General features: G+C 71.9%; 14 protein-coding genes and 2 pseudogenes. 8 read left to right on the top strand and 8 right to left on the bottom strand.

The window, feature by feature from the left end; all coding sequences use genetic code 11:
- Positions 1-17 precede the first annotated feature (17 nt).
- The 4 genes from OC490_RS24970 to OC490_RS24955 form a co-directional block, all read right to left on the bottom strand.
- On the bottom strand, positions 18-2126 hold the full coding sequence (locus OC490_RS24970) for a bifunctional serine/threonine-protein kinase/ABC transporter substrate-binding protein (protein WP_262060219.1): 2109 nt from the start codon (positions 2124-2126) through the stop codon (positions 18-20).
- A 51-nt stretch (positions 2127-2177) separates the two neighbouring features.
- Positions 2178-4355: a bifunctional serine/threonine-protein kinase/ABC transporter substrate-binding protein gene (locus tag OC490_RS24965; RefSeq protein ID WP_262060218.1), complete on the bottom strand. Its 2178-nt coding sequence runs from the start codon at positions 4353-4355 to the stop codon at positions 2178-2180.
- Positions 4352-5206 (bottom strand): hypothetical protein, encoded by an 855-nt coding sequence (locus OC490_RS24960; protein WP_262060217.1) that lies wholly within the window; start codon positions 5204-5206, stop codon positions 4352-4354. Before OC490_RS24960 ends, OC490_RS24965 begins: the two co-directional genes overlap by 4 nt.
- Before the next feature lie 171 nt (positions 5207-5377).
- Positions 5378-5989 carry a TetR/AcrR family transcriptional regulator gene (locus tag OC490_RS24955; protein WP_262060216.1) on the bottom strand — a complete coding sequence of 204 codons (612 nt, stop codon included), beginning with the start codon at positions 5987-5989 and terminating at the stop codon, positions 5378-5380.
- A 110-nt stretch (positions 5990-6099) separates the two neighbouring features.
- Between OC490_RS24955 and OC490_RS24950 the strand changes: the two genes are divergently transcribed.
- From OC490_RS24950 to OC490_RS24915, 8 genes and pseudogenes are all read left to right on the top strand, one after another.
- Complete coding sequence (locus tag OC490_RS24950; protein ID WP_262060215.1) at positions 6100-6675, top strand: ester cyclase; 576 nt, start codon at positions 6100-6102, stop codon at positions 6673-6675.
- A gap of 163 nt (positions 6676-6838) precedes the next feature.
- Positions 6839-7533: pseudogene (locus OC490_RS24945) on the top strand (type 1 glutamine amidotransferase domain-containing protein).
- Positions 7534-7687: 154 nt separating this feature from the next.
- The gene (locus OC490_RS24940) at positions 7688-8728 is read left to right on the top strand and encodes an alpha/beta fold hydrolase (RefSeq protein WP_262060214.1); all 1041 of its coding nucleotides are present in this window, start codon (positions 7688-7690) and stop codon (positions 8726-8728) included.
- A gap of 93 nt (positions 8729-8821) precedes the next feature.
- On the top strand, positions 8822-9439 hold the full coding sequence (locus OC490_RS24935) for a VOC family protein (protein ID WP_315986699.1): 618 nt from the start codon (positions 8822-8824) through the stop codon (positions 9437-9439).
- The gene (locus tag OC490_RS24930; RefSeq protein ID WP_262060213.1) at positions 9436-10224 is read left to right on the top strand and encodes an SDR family NAD(P)-dependent oxidoreductase; all 789 of its coding nucleotides are present in this window, start codon (positions 9436-9438) and stop codon (positions 10222-10224) included. The genes OC490_RS24935 and OC490_RS24930 overlap by 4 nt, the downstream gene beginning before the upstream one ends.
- A gap of 23 nt (positions 10225-10247) precedes the next feature.
- On the top strand, positions 10248-11600 hold the full coding sequence (locus OC490_RS24925) for a dihydrolipoyl dehydrogenase family protein (RefSeq protein ID WP_262060212.1): 1353 nt from the start codon (positions 10248-10250) through the stop codon (positions 11598-11600).
- The gene (locus tag OC490_RS24920) at positions 11597-12451 is read left to right on the top strand and encodes an alpha/beta fold hydrolase (protein ID WP_262060211.1); all 855 of its coding nucleotides are present in this window, start codon (positions 11597-11599) and stop codon (positions 12449-12451) included. The genes OC490_RS24925 and OC490_RS24920 overlap by 4 nt, the downstream gene beginning before the upstream one ends.
- Positions 12452-12590: 139 nt before the next feature.
- Positions 12591-15368 (top strand): helix-turn-helix transcriptional regulator, encoded by a 2778-nt coding sequence (locus OC490_RS24915; protein WP_262060210.1) that lies wholly within the window; start codon positions 12591-12593, stop codon positions 15366-15368.
- A 10-nt stretch (positions 15369-15378) separates the two neighbouring features.
- Here OC490_RS24915 and OC490_RS24910 read toward each other — a convergent pair whose 3' ends face one another.
- The 4 genes and pseudogenes from OC490_RS24910 to OC490_RS24895 form a co-directional block, all read right to left on the bottom strand.
- The gene (locus OC490_RS24910; RefSeq protein WP_262060209.1) at positions 15379-15684 is read right to left on the bottom strand and encodes an SDR family oxidoreductase; all 306 of its coding nucleotides are present in this window, start codon (positions 15682-15684) and stop codon (positions 15379-15381) included.
- A 78-nt stretch (positions 15685-15762) separates the two neighbouring features.
- The gene (locus OC490_RS24905) at positions 15763-16821 is read right to left on the bottom strand and encodes a phosphotransferase family protein (RefSeq protein ID WP_262060208.1); all 1059 of its coding nucleotides are present in this window, start codon (positions 16819-16821) and stop codon (positions 15763-15765) included.
- A gap of 71 nt (positions 16822-16892) precedes the next feature.
- A pseudogene (locus tag OC490_RS24900) lies at positions 16893-17077 on the bottom strand (MBL fold metallo-hydrolase); the annotation flags it as partial.
- Between the two features lie 115 nt (positions 17078-17192).
- A complete protein-coding gene (locus tag OC490_RS24895) occupies positions 17193-17711 on the bottom strand; it encodes a GNAT family N-acetyltransferase (protein WP_262060207.1) in 519 nt (172 codons plus the stop codon).
- Between the last annotated feature and the right edge of the window lie 53 nt (positions 17712-17764).

Raw genomic sequence — 17764 nt, 5'->3', positions numbered from 1 at the left:
GGGTGTTGAACGACCGCTCACGTCTTCTTGCCGATGTCGTGCGACCGCGCCACGAAGCGGGCGGCTCCGCCGGTCACCCGGTACAGGAACCCTCCGCCGTCGTCGCCCGTCTCGAAGTACTGCGTGGCGGCGTCGAAGTCCATGAGGCGGGTGATGCCCTGCCAGGGGCGGCGCAGGAGTTCCGAGCGCAGGGCGGTGCGGCCGTCGTCGCCGACGGAGGCGAGGCCGTGGGCGGCGAACCGCACGGCGTCGTACGCCTCGGCCGCCCAGGGGCCCGGCGCGTGTCCGTGGCGGGCACGGAACGCGGCGGCGAACGCCTTGGTACGGGGGTCGGCGTTCGCGTCGGTGTAACTCGTACCGATCCGCCAGTCCTCGCCGACAGCGAGGAAGGGGGCGCCGAGGACGTGCTCTCCCGCGACCCGGGCGCCCTTGTGGCCTGCGTCGCGCAGCGCGCGGGCGCAGGCGGCGGCGCGGTCGGGGTTCACCCCGCCGAAGAACACGGCGTCGCGGGGGTGCGTGGCGATACGGCCGGCGGCCCCGGTGAAGTCCTCGTCCGGGGCGACCTCTTCCACCGACGTCTCGCCGTCGACCTTGCCGTAGACGGTGGTGATCCGGACCGTGGCCAGACTCTCCACCTCGGTGGCCAGGTCGTGCACGATCACCGTGCGGGCGGGTTTGGCGACCCGGTTCAGATAGATCAGTGCCGCGAACGGGCCGACGGTCCGGGTGGCGCGCAGGACGAGCGCGCTGTTGACGTTGACGGTGTCGAGGACGTCGGTGTCGGCGCGGGTGACCAGCAGGGTCAGCCGGGCCTTCGCACACGGGTCCAGGGCCGCGGGCACGGTCGTGTTCGGGCCCGCCGCGAGCACCACGGAGACGTCCGGGTCGGCGGCCAGCCGGGTGGCCGCCGCGGCGGAGCCCTTCGCGGTGCCGGCGTCGTCCGCGGTGCGCAGGACGAGGTCCAGGGTTCGCTCGGCGTCCTGGTTGTGCTGCTCGACGGCGAGGAGGGCGCCGCGCTCGTGGTCGGTGAAGAAGGGGTCGTCCGGGCTGCCGAGCAGGGCGACCACATGGCGGGAGCGCCGTACGGAACCGGTGTTCGCCGACGCGGCGCCCCGGCCCCACCGCCACCACGCCCCCGCCCCGGCCGCCGCGGTGACACCGAGCGCGGCCCCTGCGACGAACAGGCGCCGCCGGGTGGGCAAGGGCGGCGCGTCCACAGAGGTGGGCCCGGCGAGCACGGTCGGGTCGGGAACGGGCAGGTCCAGGACGCGTGCGGCACGGGCGGCGACCAGGGCAGGCAGCCCCTCGGGCAGCCACTCGTCCACGGTGAACTCGCCGAAGACGTCACGGAGTTCACGGGCGCTGGGGCGGCGCTCCGGTTCCTTCGCCAGACATCGTCGTACGGTCCGGGCGAGGCTTTCCGGGATGCCGTCCAGGTCGGGTTCCTCCCCGACGGTCCGGTAGAGCACGGCCGCCGCGCCGCCGGTGCCGAACGGCGGGCGGCCGGTGGCCGTGCGGGCGAGGACGCAGCCGAGCGAGAAGACGTCGCTGAGCGGACCGACGGTGTGTCCGCGGGCCTGCTCGGGCGAGAGGTAGCCGGGGGAGCCGACGACGGAGCCGTCCGCGGTGAGCGCGGTCGCGCCTACGGCCCGCGCGATCCCGAAGTCGATCAGGCGTGGCCCGTCCGCCGCGAGCAGCACGTTCGCGGGCTTCACGTCCCGGTGGACCAGCCCGGCCGCGTGCACCCCGTCCAGTGCCTCGGCCAGCACGGCACCCAGCCCGCGCAGCTGCGCCTCGGGCCACGGGCCGCGCAGCGCCACGGCCTCGGCGAGGGACGGGCCGGGCACATAGGCGGTGGCCAGCCACGGGGAGCGGGCGTCGGCGTCGGCCGCGACCACTGGCACGGTCCACCGGCTGGTGAGGCGCGACGCCAGCTCGGCCTCGCGGCGGAAACGGGCGCGGAAACCGGGGTCGTCGGCGTACTCCTCGCGGATCACCTTCAGCGCGCACCAGGCGCCGTGCGGTGAGCGCGCCAGGTAGACGACGCCCATGCCGCCCGCGCCGAGCCGCCCGGCGAGCCGGTGCCCGCCGATCACGGACGGATCGGTGGGCAGGAGCCGTTCCACGTCGGCCGCCTCCGTTTCCCCGTCGTTCCCGTCCGCCGACCCGGACTTCCGTCAGCTCTGGCTCTCCGCCGCGCGATGCAGATCGCCGAGCGATCCCAGCTGCCGGAACCGCCCGCCTCGCACCTCGTGGACGAAGGTCTCGTCCGCCCAGCCCGTCGAGCTGTTGTCGTACTGGTGGAAGTCGCCGAAGGCATACGTCCGCGCGATGCCCTGGTACTTCACCTTCGCCAGCCGCACGGCGAGATCGGCCCGCACCGGCCGCCGCCGCGCCCCGGCCGGAACCGTGCGGGAGAATTCGGCGAGCAGCATCCCCACGCTGTCGTACGCCTCGGTCGCGTACGGCTCCGGAGTGCTGCCGTAGCGCTTCCGCCAGGCCGCGGTGAAGTCCTTGGCCCGCTTCGTCGTCAGTACGGAAGGGTCCACGGCGTCCGTCACCACGTACCAGCCGTCGCCCGCCGCACCCGCGAGACGCGGGAAGTCCGAGCCGTACAGCCGGTGCTGCATCCAGCGCGGGCCGGTGAAGCGGGCCGCGACCAGATCCTGGGCCGTGCGGACGGTGGCGTCCAGGGCGCCCAGATACACAAAGGCTTTGACACCGGCGGCGAGCACGTCACGCACCGCCTTCGGACCGTCGTCCGTGTCCTCCGCGACGACGCGGGGCACGACCTCGCCCTTGAGGACGGTGCGCCAGTTGGTGACCACCTGAGTGCCCTCGTCCTGCATGGCCGGGCCCCCGGCCCGGTCGATCACGACGCCGGCTCGCACCACCTGTCGGGTTATGTAGGCGTGCAGTCCGATCCACGTGCCGAGCGCGCCGTGGGCGGGGCTGCTCTGGAACGAACTCTTGGGCGACGTCAGGAAGTAGTCCTGCGTGCCCGTGGTGCTGGAGACATGGGTCAGCCCCGCCGCGCCGTAGACGGTCGCGGCCCGCTGCATGGGGAGCTCGGCGACCGGTCCCAGCACGGCGACGACGTCCCGGTCGGCGGTGAACGTCCGGGCCACCGCCCGCGCGGTGTCCGCGTCGCCCTTGTCGGCGAGGACCTTCACCTTCAGGTCGTAGGAGCGCTCCTGCGTGGCGTTGTGCTGGGCGACGGCGAGGCGGGCGGCGCGCTCGGAGGCCCTGCTGACGGCGGCCTCGGTCGAGCCGGTGGTCGTGTGCACGCCGAGGACGTACACGGGACGTGCGGCGCCCGCGGACGGCTTCTCGTCGTCCCCCGATGCCCACACCGCCGCTCCGGTCCCGCCGCCCGCGAGCAGCAGCGCACCGCCGGCCAACAGCAGGCGGCGCCTGCCCGGGTGCCGGACGGGGACGGCCGGATCGTCGAGGACCGTGGGTTCGACGTCCGGGAAGGCGAGGCTCTCGGCGGCCCGTGCCGCGACCATCCGGGCGACGGGGTCGGGGAGCCAGCCGCCGGAGGTGTCCGGAGCGTCGTCGGCGAGCAGGCCCCGTATGTCGTCGGCCGTGGGCCGCGCGTCCGGGTCCTTGGCCAGGCAGCGTTCCACCAGGGTCCGCAACTCACCCTCCACACCGGCGAGTTCGGGCTCGTCGTGGACCGTGCGGTACATCAGGGCGTCGGGCGTCCCGGTGCCGAAGGGCGGTGCGCCGGTCGAGGCGTATGCCAGCACGCAGCCCAGCGCGAACACGTCGCCGGCAGCGGTGGCGGGCTGCCCCTCGGCCTGCTCCGGGGCGAGGAAACCGGGGGTGCCGACCACCAGCCCGGACGCGGTCAGTGCCGTGTCGTCGACGGCGCGCGCGATGCCGAAGTCGATCAGGCGCGGCCCGTCCAGGGCGAGCAGGACGTTGCCCGGCTTGACGTCCCGGTGGACGAGCCCGGCCGTGTGCACGGCGTCCAGCGCCCCGGCCAGCAGCCCGCCCAGGATGCGTACCGCCTGCGCCGGCAGTGGGCCGTGCGCGGCGACCGCCTCGGCGACGGAGGGCCCGGGGACGAAAGCGGTGGCCAGCCACGGCTCGCGTGTCCCGGCGTCCGCGTCCAGGACGGGAACCACCCAGGGGCTGTCCACCCGCCGCGCCAGCTCCACCTCCCGCGCGAACCGGGCCCGGAAGTCCTCGTCACCGGCGCCCTCTCCCCGGATCACCTTGACCGCGGCGAGTGCCCCGGAGTCGGTGCGCCCGAGGTAGACGACGCCCATGCCGCCCGCGCCGAGCCGCCGCAGCAGCCGGAAGCCCGCGATACGGGAGGGGTCTGACGGCCGCAGCGGTTCGCTCACTGTCCCGCCCCCTTCGTCCCGGTCGGTTCGGCGGGGGACGCATCCGCATCGGCCGCCTTGCCCCGGCTGTCGATGCTCGCCGCGACGAAGGTCATTCCCTTGCCCATGCCGGTCGTGACGTCGGAGTCCTCGGCCTCGGTCCGGCCCGCGCCGTGCCGCGCGGTCGCGGCCACGGTGACCGGCCCCATCCGGAACTTGTACCAGTCGAAGGGATGCGCCTTGCCGCCGCCGGCGACCCAGGTCCCGGTCTCCGTCAGGTCGTCGTCGGAGATCACGGTCCGCCCGTCGGTGAACGCGTCGGCCCGGGAGAACAGGCCGAGCACCCGGTCCGTGGCGTTCAGTTGCTGCCCGGGGCAGCGCAGCGCCTCTTCCAGCGACCCGGCCATGTCGCGCCGCGCCGACACGACGTCCTGGTGCACGGTGACGGTCAGCGACACGTACACCGGCCCCTTGCCGCCCTTCGCGGGCAGCTCGTACGCCCGGGTGAGGCTGGCCAGTACGGTGCCCGGCAGCTCCTCGCGCCGCCACAGGCAGTCCGCGCCGAGTACGGCCCACTCGGCCGGATCGCTCTCGAAGGGATCGCGTTCGCGGTATCCGGTGCCGAAGTAGTCGGGGCGCACGGTGAGTTCACGAACGAACTGCACCGCCTCGGCCCGAGTCCTCGGCGCCCGGTCCTCGGCGAGCGTGTACGGCTCGTTCACGGGTGACGCCGATTCCGAGACCGAGGGCGACGCGTCGGCACCCTTCTTCGGCGTCCCCTCCGCCCTGGGCTCGTCGCCCGACCCGCCACTGCATCCGGCCAGCAGCAGCACACTCGCCGCCGTACCTAAGACTGGTCTCCACCCGGCCATGCATCACTCCCACCCCTACTGCCCGCACCCTTGGGACGAGTGTGGCGCATGTCAACGCTCTCGATTTCCAACTGCCCTTACAAACATGAGTAGTTAGGGGTTCTGACGACGGTGTACGGCGCTCCGGTTGCAGCCGGTGCGTGCGCGGTGCTCGGTCTTCGGCCACCGCCGTCAGCGGAGCGTGGCCACCGCCGTGCCGTGGAGGACCTCTTCGGCACGGTCCCACGACCAGCCGTTCTCGACCACGAGCGTGCGCCAGCCGGTGGGGCCGAACCAGTACCAGAGAAGGTCGCCGGTCTCCTTCGCCGAGTGCGACGGCGGGGGAGTGAGACTGTGCAGATGGCGGGCGGCGGTGCGGAGGGCGTCCCGGTACGCGGCCGTCGCGCGCTCCCACAGCTCCTCGCCGTTCTCGTGGACGGGCAGCGCCTTGCGGATCGCCTCGTGCACCGCGAACTGTCCCTCGTTGCCCAGGCGAGTGCCGTGGGCCAGGGCCTTGAGAACCGCCTCCGGGCTCCGCAGTTCGAGCAGTTCCTTCATGGCCTGGTCGTAGCCGGAGGCGAGCACGCCCCGGTCGACGATGTGATCCAGGATGTCGCCCTTGCTGCCGACGCTCGCGAAGACCGTCTTCGAGGCGACACCGGCCGCCGAGGCGATGTCGGCGACGGTGACCCGGCCATAGCCGCGCTCGGCGAACAGCTCCGTGGCGTGTTCGAGGATCAGCTCGCGCGTCCGCGCGGCGGCCTGTTCGCGCAGCGGGGAGACATAACGGCGCTTGGGAGGCATGGCCAGATCCTACGGGTGAAGAATTCAATAGGCGTCCTGTAACCTCAATTCCTGCCGGACGGCAGCACCCCTCGGAACGCACCCCCTGCGAAAGGGATCACGCAATGGGCATGGACGCCACGGAACTGGCCCACGGGCTCTTCCGCATCCTCGAAACCGGCGACCCGGTACTGGCCGCCGAGGTGGTCCACGAGGACTTCCGCAACCGCGAGGCAGCCGTGTCGCCCGCGGCCTGCGCGCTCCCCGGACCCGCGGGCGTGCTCGCCTCCAGCGCGTGGATGCGCTCCGCCTTCAGTGACCTGACCTTCCCCGTCCTCGGGATCGCCCACAACGACGAGCAGGTCTGGCTACGGCTGCGGATGCGGGGCCGTCACGCAGGACCCTTCGTGCGCTTCCGTGACGGCGCCCTCGGCCAGGCGATACCGCCGACCGGGCGGGACGTCGACTTCGAGCAGATCCATGTGCTCGACCTCCGCGACGGCAAGGTGGTCGGACACGAGGCGGTGCGCGACGACGTGGCCATGCTGGGACAGCTCGGCATTTTCCCGCCGAGCCCTGGCACGGCACTGGGCATGCTCGCCTGGCGGGTGACGGGACGAGCCGCGCGCGCCGCCGCCGACGTGACGGCGAAGGCCGCGGAGGCGGCGGCCGGGGCGGTGCGGGTGAACCGGGGACAGAGCGGCTGAGTCGGAGGTCCTCCCCTCCCGCCGTGGCCTCCGCGGGCCCGGGGGTGACGACCAGGGTGTCCCACCGGTGCGACCGGCGGACCGCGCGCGGGACCGTGGCACCAGGTGGCGGTTCCGCAGTGTGAACGCAGGCGGCGGGCCCTGGACGGCAGGAGTGATCGAGATGGCGAGGGTTCTTTTCGTGCTGACCGGCGCGACGTACTGGGTGCTCAAGGACGGCCCAGGTATGCGACCGGGTACTGGGCCGAGGAGTTCGCGGCCCCGTACAAGCTGATCACGGAGGCCGGTCACGACGTCGTGGTCGCGACACCGAACGGTGTGACACCGAACGTCGACATGATGAGCCTGCGCCCCTCCATGGCGGGCGGTGAGCAGGGGGCCCTCGACCTGGAGGAGATCATCCGGTCCGCGGAAGTGATGCGACGGCCGCTCAAACTCTCGGACGTCCGCCTCGAGGACTACGACGCGGTGTACCTGCCCGGCGGCCACGGCCCGATGGCGGACCTGGCCCTGGACGCCGACGTGGGCCGGATCCTCACGGCACAGCTCGCCTCGGGCAAGCCCCTCGCGATCGTGTGCCACGGCCCCTCCGCGATCCTGGCCACCAGGATCCACGGCGAGTCGCCCTTCAAGGGCTACCGGATGACGTGCTTCACGAACGACGAGGAGGAAGGCGTCGGCCTGGCCTCCCGGGTGACGTGGCTGCTGGAGACGGAGCTGAAGGACAAGATCGGCGTCGAGTTCAGCCGCGGCGAGATCTGGAAGCCGTACATGGTGGAGGACCGCAACCTCATCACCGGGCAGAACCCGGACTCGGCCGCGGTCCTCGGCGAGCGGCTGCTGGAGTTGCTGAAGTAGCGCCCCTGCGCATGACTGGTGCCCGGGCGAGAGGCCGTACCTCCCACATACGAGGAAACCGGTCGTGGCGCCCAGGACGACCGGCAGCGGAACCTGATCAGGGCCGCCCTCCAGCGGGTGGCACTCCGGCACCCCCAGAGGCAGGACGGTTCACATGATCAACAGGCGAGCGCTCGGCAGGACCATCGGAGCCGGGACCGCGGCCGCGTCCCTCGCGGGATGGCTCAGCTCGTCACCCGCGTCGGCCGCTCCCGCCGGACCGGAGACGCCAACTCCCGCGCGGACGACGGCTCGTACGTCGTTCGAGTCGCTGAAACAGGTCAGGGCTGGCGAGTTGACCATCGGCTACGCCGAAGTCGGCCCGGCCAAGGGCCCGGTGGTCGTCCTGCTGCACGGATGGCCGTACGACATCCACAGCTATGTCGACGTCGCGCCGCTGCTCGCCGCCGAGGGGTACCGGGTGATCGTCCCCTACCTGCGGGGCTACGGCACCACCACGTTCCGGTCGCCGAAGAGCTTTCGCAACGGCCAGCAGGCCGTGGTCGCCCTCGACATCATCGCCCTGCTGGACACCTTGCGGATCGAGAAGGCGCTGCTCGGCGGTTTCGACTGGGGAGCGCGGACGGCCGACATCATCGCGGCACTCTGGCCGGGGCGGTGCAAGGCGCTCGTCTCGGTCACCGGCTACCTCATCACCAACCGGGAGAAGAACAAGCAACCGCTGCCCCCGGCCGCCGAGTTGGCGTGGTGGTACCAGTACTACTTCGCCACCGAGCGCGGTGAGCTGGGCCTGGACCGGTACGGGCACGACTTCGCCAAGCTGATCTGGCGCAGCGTCTCCCCGACCTGGCACTTCGACGACGCCACCTTCGACCGCACCGCGAAGGCCTTCGAGAACCCGGACTACGTGAGCATCGTGATCCACAACTACCGCTGGCGGCTGGGCCTCGCCGCGGGAGACCCGCGCTACGACGGCATCGAGGCCCAACTCGCCGCGGGACCGGCCATCGCCGTCCCCACGATCACCCTCGACGGTGAGCTGGACCCCTTCACCCCGGCGGGCGACGGGAGCGCGTACCGCGCCAAGTTCACCGGCCCGTACGACCACCGTGCCCTCGACGGCATCGGGCACAACGTGCCCCAGGAGGCGCCGGAGGCCTTCGCCCGTGCGGTCCTGGACGCCGACCGCCTCTGACGCGCGGGCCAGGGAGTCTCCCTGGCGCGAATCAGGGCCGCAGCGGCGATTCTGGTGGAGTCCGCAGTTCGTCCGAGAACGGAGGCGCAGCTCATGGACATGAAGCTCGAAGTCGTCGTGGTGCCGGTCGGTGACGTGGACCGGGCCAAGGACTTCTACACGGCGCTGGGCTGGCGGCTGGACGCCGACGTCGCCACCGGCGAGAACTTCCGGGTGGTACAGGTGACCCCGCCGGGCTCGCCGGCCTCCGTCATCTTCGGAACCTCCGTCACGTTCCAGACACCGGGCTCGGCTCAGGGCCTGCACCTCGTCGTGGACGACATCGACGCCGCCCACGACGAACTCAAGCGGGTCGGCGCCGATCCCAGCGACGTGTTCCACGACGAGGGCGGCGTCTTCCACCACGGCGGGACCGACGCCCGGGTGCCCGGTCCGGATCCCGAGCGCACCAGCTACGGATCGTTCGTGTCGTTCAGTGACCCGGACGGCAACGGCTGGATCCTTCAGGAGATCACCACCCGGCTCCCGGGCCGCCTGGACCCTGCGGCCACGACGTTCGCCTCGGCCGAGGACCTGGCGAGCGCACTGCGCCGGGCCGCGACGGCGCACGGCGAGCACGAGGCGCGTACCGGCGCCGAGGACCCGGACTGGCCCGACTGGTACGCCCGGTACATGGTGCGCGAACAGGCCGGTACCGAGCTGCCGTCGTGAGCACGGCCGCCGGGGCGGCGGCGGAGAAACCGCTGGCCGGAGCCGTCGCACTGGTCACCGGTGCCAGTAGCGGCATCGGTGCCGCGACCGCGCGCCGGCTGGCTGCGGAGGGTGCGGCGGTGGCGCTCGTCGCACGGCGTCGCGAACGCCTGGACCGGCTTGCCCAGGACATCACGGAGGCGGGCGGCCGGGCTCACGTCGTGGAGGCCGACATCAGCGAGCCCGAGCAGGCGTACCAGGCGGTCCAGGTCACCCTCGCGCGGCTGGAGCGGCTCGACATCCTGGTCAACAATGCCGGGATCATGCTGCTCGGCACGGCCCTGCACGCCACGATCGAGGAGTGGGACCGGATGGTCTCGCTCAACGTGGCGGCGCTGCTCCACGTCACCCACGCCGCCGTGCCGTACCTGATCGACGCGGCCACCACCTCCCCACGGCAGGTCGCCGACATCGTGAACGTCGGCTCGACGGCCGGACGTGTCGCCCGCCCCGGGAGCAGCGTCTACAACCTGACGAAATTCGGCCTCAACGGCTTCACCGAAGCCCTGCGCCAGGAGTTGCTCGTGGAACGGGTACGGGTCGGCGTGGTCGAACCCGGCACCGTACGGACGGAGCTGGTGGACCACCTCGGCGAGGCCACCCGGGAGGCGGCTCTCCGGCAGGTCAGCGGGATCGAACCGCTGCGGGCGGAGGACGTCGCGGACGCGATCGCCTACATCGTCACCCGGGAACGGCGGGTGGCCGTCAACGAGCTGCTCGTCCGCGCCGGCGACCAGACGTGGTAATCGCAAGTGAGGAGGACGGACCGATGAGCCACGACTACGACGTCATCGTGATCGGCGGCGGATCGCCCGGAGAGCACTGCGCCGGCGCCCTGGCCGACGGCGGCCTGCGGGTCGCCCTGGTGGAACGTGAACTGGTCGGCGGGGAGTGCTCGTACTGGGCGTGCATCCCGTCGAAGACGCTGCTGCGCCCGGGCGAGGCCGTGCACGGCGCACGAGAGGCCGCGGCGAGCGCCGAGGTCGACGTCGAACAGGCCCTGGCCTGGCGGGACTTCATGGTGTCGGACTACTCCGACGCGGGACAGGAACGCTGGCTGGCCGACAGCGGCATCGACCTGCTGCGCGGCACCGGCCGGCTGGCGGGACCGGGGGTCGTGGAGGTGGCCGGAGCCCGGCACACCGCCGAGCACGTCGTCGTGGCCACGGGAGCGTCGCCGATCATGCCGCCGGTCCCGGGCCTGTCCGAACTGACAGGCGTGTGGACCAACCGCGAGGTGACCGGCATGAAGGCGGTGCCGCGTCGGCTGATCGTGCTCGGCGCGGGCCCCGTCGGCGTGGAAATGGCCCAGGCCGTACGCCGGCTGGGCGGCGAGGTGGTCCTCACGGCCCACGGCCGCTACGTCCTGCCCCGCGAGCCCCGGCGGCTGGGCGAGGCGCTCGGCGAGGTGCTGCGCCGCGACGGCGTCGAGCTCCTCCTCGGCCCGCGGACGGTCGCCGCCGGGCGCGACGGCGAGGACTACGTCCTGACGCTCGACGACGGGCGGGAAGTGCGCGGCGACCACCTCCTCGTGGCCACCGGACGCCGCCCGCGCGTCGACGACATCGGCCTGGACACGGTGGGCGTGAAGGCCGACGAGCACGGCATTCCCGTCGACTCGCGACTGCGCGCCGCCGAGCGGCTCTGGGTCGTCGGCGACGCCACCGGGCTCTGGATGCTCACCCACGTCGGCAAGTACCAGGGCGAGATCGTCGCCGCCAACATCCTCGGCGAACCCCGCGAGGCCGACTACACGGCCGTGCCCCGCGTCGTCTACACCGACCCGCAGGCGGCGTCGGTCGGCGCGGACGAGGCACGGTTCAGCGCCACCGTCCCGATCTCCGGGGTGGCCAAGACCGCCGCCTACACCCGCGCCTACGCCGACGCCAACGGGTTCCTCACCCTGCTCAGCGACGGCCGGGTGATCACCGGCGCCCACGCCCTCGGCCCTGAGGCGGGGGAGTGGCTGCAACAGGCGACCCTCGCCGTCCGTGCCTGCGTCCCGCTGGACGTGCTGCGGGACACGATCCAGCCGTTCCCCACGTTCTCGGAGATCTACGTCGCCGCACTCAAGGACCTGCACGACCGGATCCGCGCCACGGACGGGAAGGCGTCACGATGACGCGCTACCGCACGCTGAAGGTCGACGACCTGGAGATCTTCTACCGAGAGGCCGGACCGCCCGACGCCCCCGCCCTGCTGCTCCTGCACGGTTTCCCGTCCTCGTCGCGCATGTACGAACCGCTCCTCGGACGCCTCGCCGACCGGTGGCGACTGATCGCGCCCGACTACCCGGGGTTCGGCCACAGCAGCGCTCCGGCGCCGACCGGGTTCGCGTACACCTTCGACCACCTGGCCGAGGTGATGAACGGCTTCGTGGACACGCTCGGCATCGAGCACTGCACGCTCGTCGTGCAGGACTACGGCGGCCCGGTCGGGTTCCGCATGGCCATGGCGCACCCGGAGCGACTGGAGGCGTTGGTCATCCAGAACGCGGTGGCCCACGAGAGCGGGCTGGGGCCGCTGTGGGAGACACGACGCGCCTTCTGGGCAGATCGTGCCACCCATGAACCGGAGCTACGGGAGAACTTCCTCTCCCTGGCCGCCACGCGGGGACGACACCTGGGGAACGATCCCGCGACCGACCGCTACGACCCCGACCTCTGGACGGACGAGTTCGCCTTCCTGAACCGGCCCGGGCAGGCGGACATCCAGGTGGACCTGTTCTACGACTACCGCACCAACCTCGCCGCCTACCCGGTCTGGCAGCAGTGGCTGCGCGCCCGTCAGCCGCGCACGCTGGTGCTCTGGGGACGCCACGACGCGTCGTTCCGGGCGGGGGAGGCCGACTTGTACCGGGCCGACCTGCCCGACGCGGAGGTCCATCTGCTCGACGGCGGCCACTTCGTCCTGGACACCTGCGCCGACGAGGCCGCAGAGCGTATCCGGGCCTTCCTGACCGCATTGGCCTGAAATCTGCCCCCAGTGGCCTGACTCGCCGCCTGCGACGAGACCACGAGCGGGGCTTTACCCCGTCAGGATTCAGGGTGCGGCCCCACCGTTGTAGCGTGCAGTGTGACCAGGGGGCAGACCGCGACGAAGGCGGGCAACCGTGGCGCATGCGGAGCACAGCTCACGGGACGGGGCACAGGCCGGTCTCCTCGGCAGGCGGACCGAGTGCGCCCTGCTGGACCGGATGATCGGCGCGGCCCGTACCGGAGAGAGCAGCACGCTCGTGGTCCACGGCCCACCCGGCGTCGGAAAATCGGCCCTGCTCGACTACGCGACGCAGGCGGCGACCGACCTGCGCGTGCTGCACGCCGTCGGCATCGAGTCCGAGATGGAGCTCGCCTTCGCCACCCTGCACCAGGTCTGCGTGCCGCTGCTCGAACGCCTGAAGAACCTCCCCCAGCCGCAGTGCGCCGCACTGGAGACGGTGTTCGGGATACGGGCGGGACCCCCGCCCGATCGCTTCCTGGTCGGGATGGCGGTACTCGGTCTGCTGTCGGACGCCTCCGCGAAGCGCCCGCTGCTCTGCCTGGTCGACGACGCGCAGTGGATGGACCGGGTCTCGGCACAGATCCTGGGCTTCGTCGCCCGCCGACTGCTGGCGGAGTCGGTCGCCCTCGTCTTCGGAGCCCGCGAGGAGCCCGAGGACCTGCGCGGACTGCCGGAGCTGGAGGTCACCGGGCTGCGTGAGGCCGACGCCCACACCCTGCTCGACTCGGTCACCCACACCCGGCTCGACCAGGACATCCGCGACCGCCTCGTCGCGGAGACGAAGGGCAATCCCCTCGCCCTCCTCGAACTGCCCCGCGGGTTGACGCTCACCCAACTCGCCGGAGGATTCGGCCTCTTGAACGGCGACACACTGCCGGGCCGTATCGAACGGAGCTTCCTGAGCCGGATCGAGGCCCTCGCGCACGAGACCCGGCTGCTCCTGCTGATCGCCGCCGCGGAACCGGTCGGCGACCCCGCCCTGGTGTGGGCGGCGGCCGACCGGCTCGGCGTGACACCGGAGACCGCCCTCGTCGGCGGCACGGACGGGCTGCTGTCCTTCGACATACGCGTCACGTTCCGTCACCCGCTCGTACGGTCGGCCGTCTACCGGTCGGCGACGGAAGAGGACCGCCGGGCCGCGCACCTGGCCCTGGCGGAGGCCACCGACCCGCAGGCCGACCCGGACCGTCGTGCCTGGCACCTCGCCTCCGCCGCCGCGGGCCCGGACGAGTCCGTCGCCGCCGAACTCGAACGCTCCGCCGGCCGCGCGCAGGCACGCGGCGGACTGGCCGCCGCGGCCGCGTTCCTGCAGCGATCCGTGGCACTCACCGGCGACACGTCACGGCGCGCCGAACGCGCGGTGGCGGCGGCGGACGTCAGCCTTCAGGCCGGCGACCTCGACGCCGCCCGCCGGTTCGCCGACATCGCGGACCAGTACGCACAGAGCGAGTTCCATCGCGCCCGAGCCCATCTCGTACGCAGCCGACTCGCGTTCGCCGCCGGCCTCAACCAGGAGGCGCCACCCCTGCTGCTGACGGCCGCACAGCGGCTCGAACCCTTCGACAAGGACCTCGCGCGTGAGACCTATCTGATCGCGTGGGGAACCTCGGCTCTGGTCGCCGCGGACGCCGACAGCCTCCTTGCGATCTCGCGGGCGATGAGAGCACTTCCGGCGGCGACGGGAACTCCCCACGCTCTCGATCTCGTCATCGAGGCCTGCGCGCTGCTCGTCACCGACGGCCGCGCCGCCGCCGTCCCCGCACTGCGGCGGGCAGCCGCGGCGCTCGCGGATCTTCCCGCGTCCGACGTCCTGAAGTGGGGCTGGGTGGCCAACGGCGTCAGCGCGGCCGTCTGGGACGACCGGGCCATGCGCAGCACGTACCACCGGGCCGTCGAGGTGGCACGCGCAGCCGGCGCCCTGACCGAACTCCCCTTCTGCCTCGCGTCGTTGGGCGTGGCGACCACCTGGACCGGGGACTTTACCGCCGCCGCGTCGATCGTCGACGAAGCGGACATCGTCGCCGCGGCGACCGGCGTTCCCCTGGCACCGCACGTCAAGCTGCGGCTCAGCGCACTGCGGGGCCGTGGCGCCGATGCGGAGGCCCTGATCGCCGCCACCATCGAAGAGGCCGGCGCGAGCGGCCAGTTGATGGGAGTCACGACCGCCCACTGGGCCGCCGCCGTCCTCTACAACGGCCTCGCCCGCTACGAACAGGCGATGTCGGCGGCCCAGATCAGCAGCCGGATCGCCGAACTGTGGGTCTCCGTGTGGGTGTTGCCCGAACTCGTCGAGTCGGCGGTGCGCGTCGGGGAGAAGGACGTCGCCGGTGACGCGCTCGAGCGACTCGCGGACGCGGCGGAGCCGTGCGACACCGACTGGGCGCAGGGAACCCTGGCCCGCTGCCGGGCCCTGCTCAGCACCGGGGCACCCGCGGACCACCTCTACCGCAGGGCGATCGAGCGACTGGGCCGGACCCAGCTGCGTCCCGAACTGGCGCGTGCCCACCTGCTGTACGGCGAGTGGCTGCGCCGGGGCCGGCGGCGGAGCGACGCGCGCGGCCATCTCCGTACGGCTCACGAGATGTTCGGGTCGATCGGCATGGAGGCGTTCGCCGAACGAGCCCGCCGCGAGTTGCTCGCCACGGGGGAGACCGTACGCAAGCGCACGTTCGAGGCCTCGTCGAGCGACGAACTGACGCCGCAGGAGAAGCAGATCGCGTCGCTCGTGCAGGACGGCTTCTCCAACCCGGAGGTCGGGTCCCGCCTGTTCCTGAGCCCCCGAACGGTCGAGTGGCATCTGCGGAAGATCTTCGCCAAGCTGTCGATCACCTCGCGCAGACAGCTCCGCGATGTACTGCCCCGCGCCGAGTTCGGGGCCACGCCGGAGTAGGGGGCCGGGGTCAGGGGATGAGCTGCTGGCCGCCGTCGATGTCGTAAGTCGCCCCGGTGAGTGCCGTGTTGGTCATCAGGTGCCGGGCGAGCGCGGCCACGTCCGACGGTCCCACGACCCGCCGGATCGGCAGCGTGGCGCGCAACTCCGCACGGCGATGCTCCAGTTCGTCGCCGAGCAGGCGCGCCGACAGCGGGGTGTCGACGAACCCGGCGGCGATCGCGTTGACCCGGACCGGGGCGAGTTCGAGGGCGGCGTTCGCCGTGATGGCGGGCAGGGCGGCCGCTCCGTCAGCAGGCAGCAACGACTCCAGCACCAACCACTGCTCATCAGAAAGATCCCCACGCCCCACACCATGATCATCATAGTGCGAGGCGTGGACCGGAACCCCGGCCTAATACCAAGGGCGGGTGTCGTGCGCGGGCAGCGGCCGCAGTCTCGGCCAGCATTCCAACAGGCGCCCGGCCAGGGTCGAGCTGAGGCGGCCTACAGCGTGCAGGTGGTCTTGATCACGGGTCATGTCGGCGACCACGCCGAGGCGGTGGACGAGCCGCTCGCGGGCGGAGATGTAGCCCCACTCGAAGTCCTCGGTGGATACCCGAGCGAGCTGGTCAACCGTCCCGCGGTGAGCCCGCTCGACAAGCGCGTCCCCCTGGATCAGCCAGCCGGCGCACGCGTCGGCGAGGTCGCCCGGCACATCCCCGCCGGTGAGGCCGCGCCAGGTGGTCCGGTAGATGTCCTCGACCTCCGCGAGCGGGGCCGCGGTGACCGACATCGCGCACCAGCAGGTGGGAAAGCCGATGCGGAAGTACGCGAGCTCGACCAGTCCGTTGCCGAGCGAGGCCCGTTCGAAGTCGACGAAACGGACACCGTCGGTGGTGCGCAGGTCGTTGCCGGGGCACGGATCACCGTGCAACAGCGCATGATGCGGAGTGGGGTCCAACCGGTCCAAAAGAGCGGTGAGTTCATCGAGTACCGCGGACGGGACGGGCACGTCGAGCGCACGGGCCAGAGCGAGGAAGGACTCCGCGTCGGCGGCTGTAGGCCCCGACCAGGCCGGAAGCGCGCCCGCGTCGGCGGGTCCGGTCAGGGCGTGCAGTCGGGCGAGCGACTCGGCGTACCCCGGCATCCAGTCGTCCGTCTTGCCGAGGTCGTCCAGGTGCTCGAGGACCATAACCCGCGCGGGCAGGTCCGTGGCGAGCACCGCGGGAGCCACGGCGGGCCCGATCGCCCGCCCCGCCAGGCGCAGCCCGGCGACCTCCCGCGCGAAGCGCATGTCCGCGTCGGCTCCCGCGTCCCCGCCGTCGGTGATCTGCTTGACGATCACCAGACTCCGGTCGGCCAGTCGGACCCGCCACACCCGTGACCGCGGACTGCTGTCCAGGAGCTTGCTCCACTTGGGGATGCCCACGGTGGAGCGCAGCGCTTCGTTGAACGGAAGCCGATTCAGCATGCGGACGACCCTAGTCGTAGCTCCGTACGCATATGAGCGCCATGGACTGGGCCGATCCCTTAACACACGCGCCAGACCGTAACGCCGAGCCCGGCCGGGCGAAGGACATCCATGTGATCGGCGTGTTCGTGGGTCACCAGCACGGCGTCGGCGCCGGTCAAGGCAGCCGGCTCGCTCCACGTCCCGGGATCGATGCCCTGCGCCGGCCATCGTGTTCAAGCCGTACACATACGTGGGTGTACTTCGTGATCCGCATGGCGCCCAAACGTACGTTGCCGCACCACCCCGCCCGCTGGTCCCAGGGTGAACACGGACCTGCGTGACGACGTATGCAAACTCGACCCGGACGTTTGCCTATCAACCGCCAAGCCCTAAGTGATCGTGAACCAGAGTTCGGGGCGCTCCCACGTGGTCATGGGAGGCTTCGCCGGCACGGTACCGATTCGGCGAGCGCCAAGGCGGCTGCAGAACCCCTCGGCCGGCGGGTGAGAGACCACCCTTCCGCCTGCAAGCCGGCTCCGTCGCGTCCGTTCAATCATGTGATCCACAAGTAGACGACCGATCCCCCGCCCTTGCGCCTGGTCGGCGACGAAGAGCATGTCCAGTTCCGGCGGATCGCGAATCAATGAGCAGAAACCGAGGAGGTGGGCGTCCTGACCGGCAGCGAGGAAGACCAGGTGTCGAGTGATGTAGGCAGGTGTGAGCTCAACTGTTGAGATTGCCTCCGCGTAACCCCCTGGTAGCTGCTGGACGCATGACACAGGCGCGTGAGCCGCTGAGCATCTTCGGTCGAAGCACGCGTAATCGTCACCTGTCCCATGCAGCGAACTCGACACAGGGACGGGGCGGTCGGCTCTCGGCCAGTTCGCTGGACCATGGACCGTCTGCATCTGCTTTTCGCTCGGGCTCGGGCATCGTCGCGGCAACCGTGGCTGCCGCCTCC

Origin of the sequence: Streptomyces sp. STR69 (genome assembly GCF_024519455.1) — a bacterium.
Lineage (GTDB): Bacteria > Actinomycetota > Actinomycetes > Streptomycetales > Streptomycetaceae > Streptomyces.
Note: the sequence above shows the minus strand (reverse complement) of the source record. Positions and strands in the feature narration are given on the sequence as shown.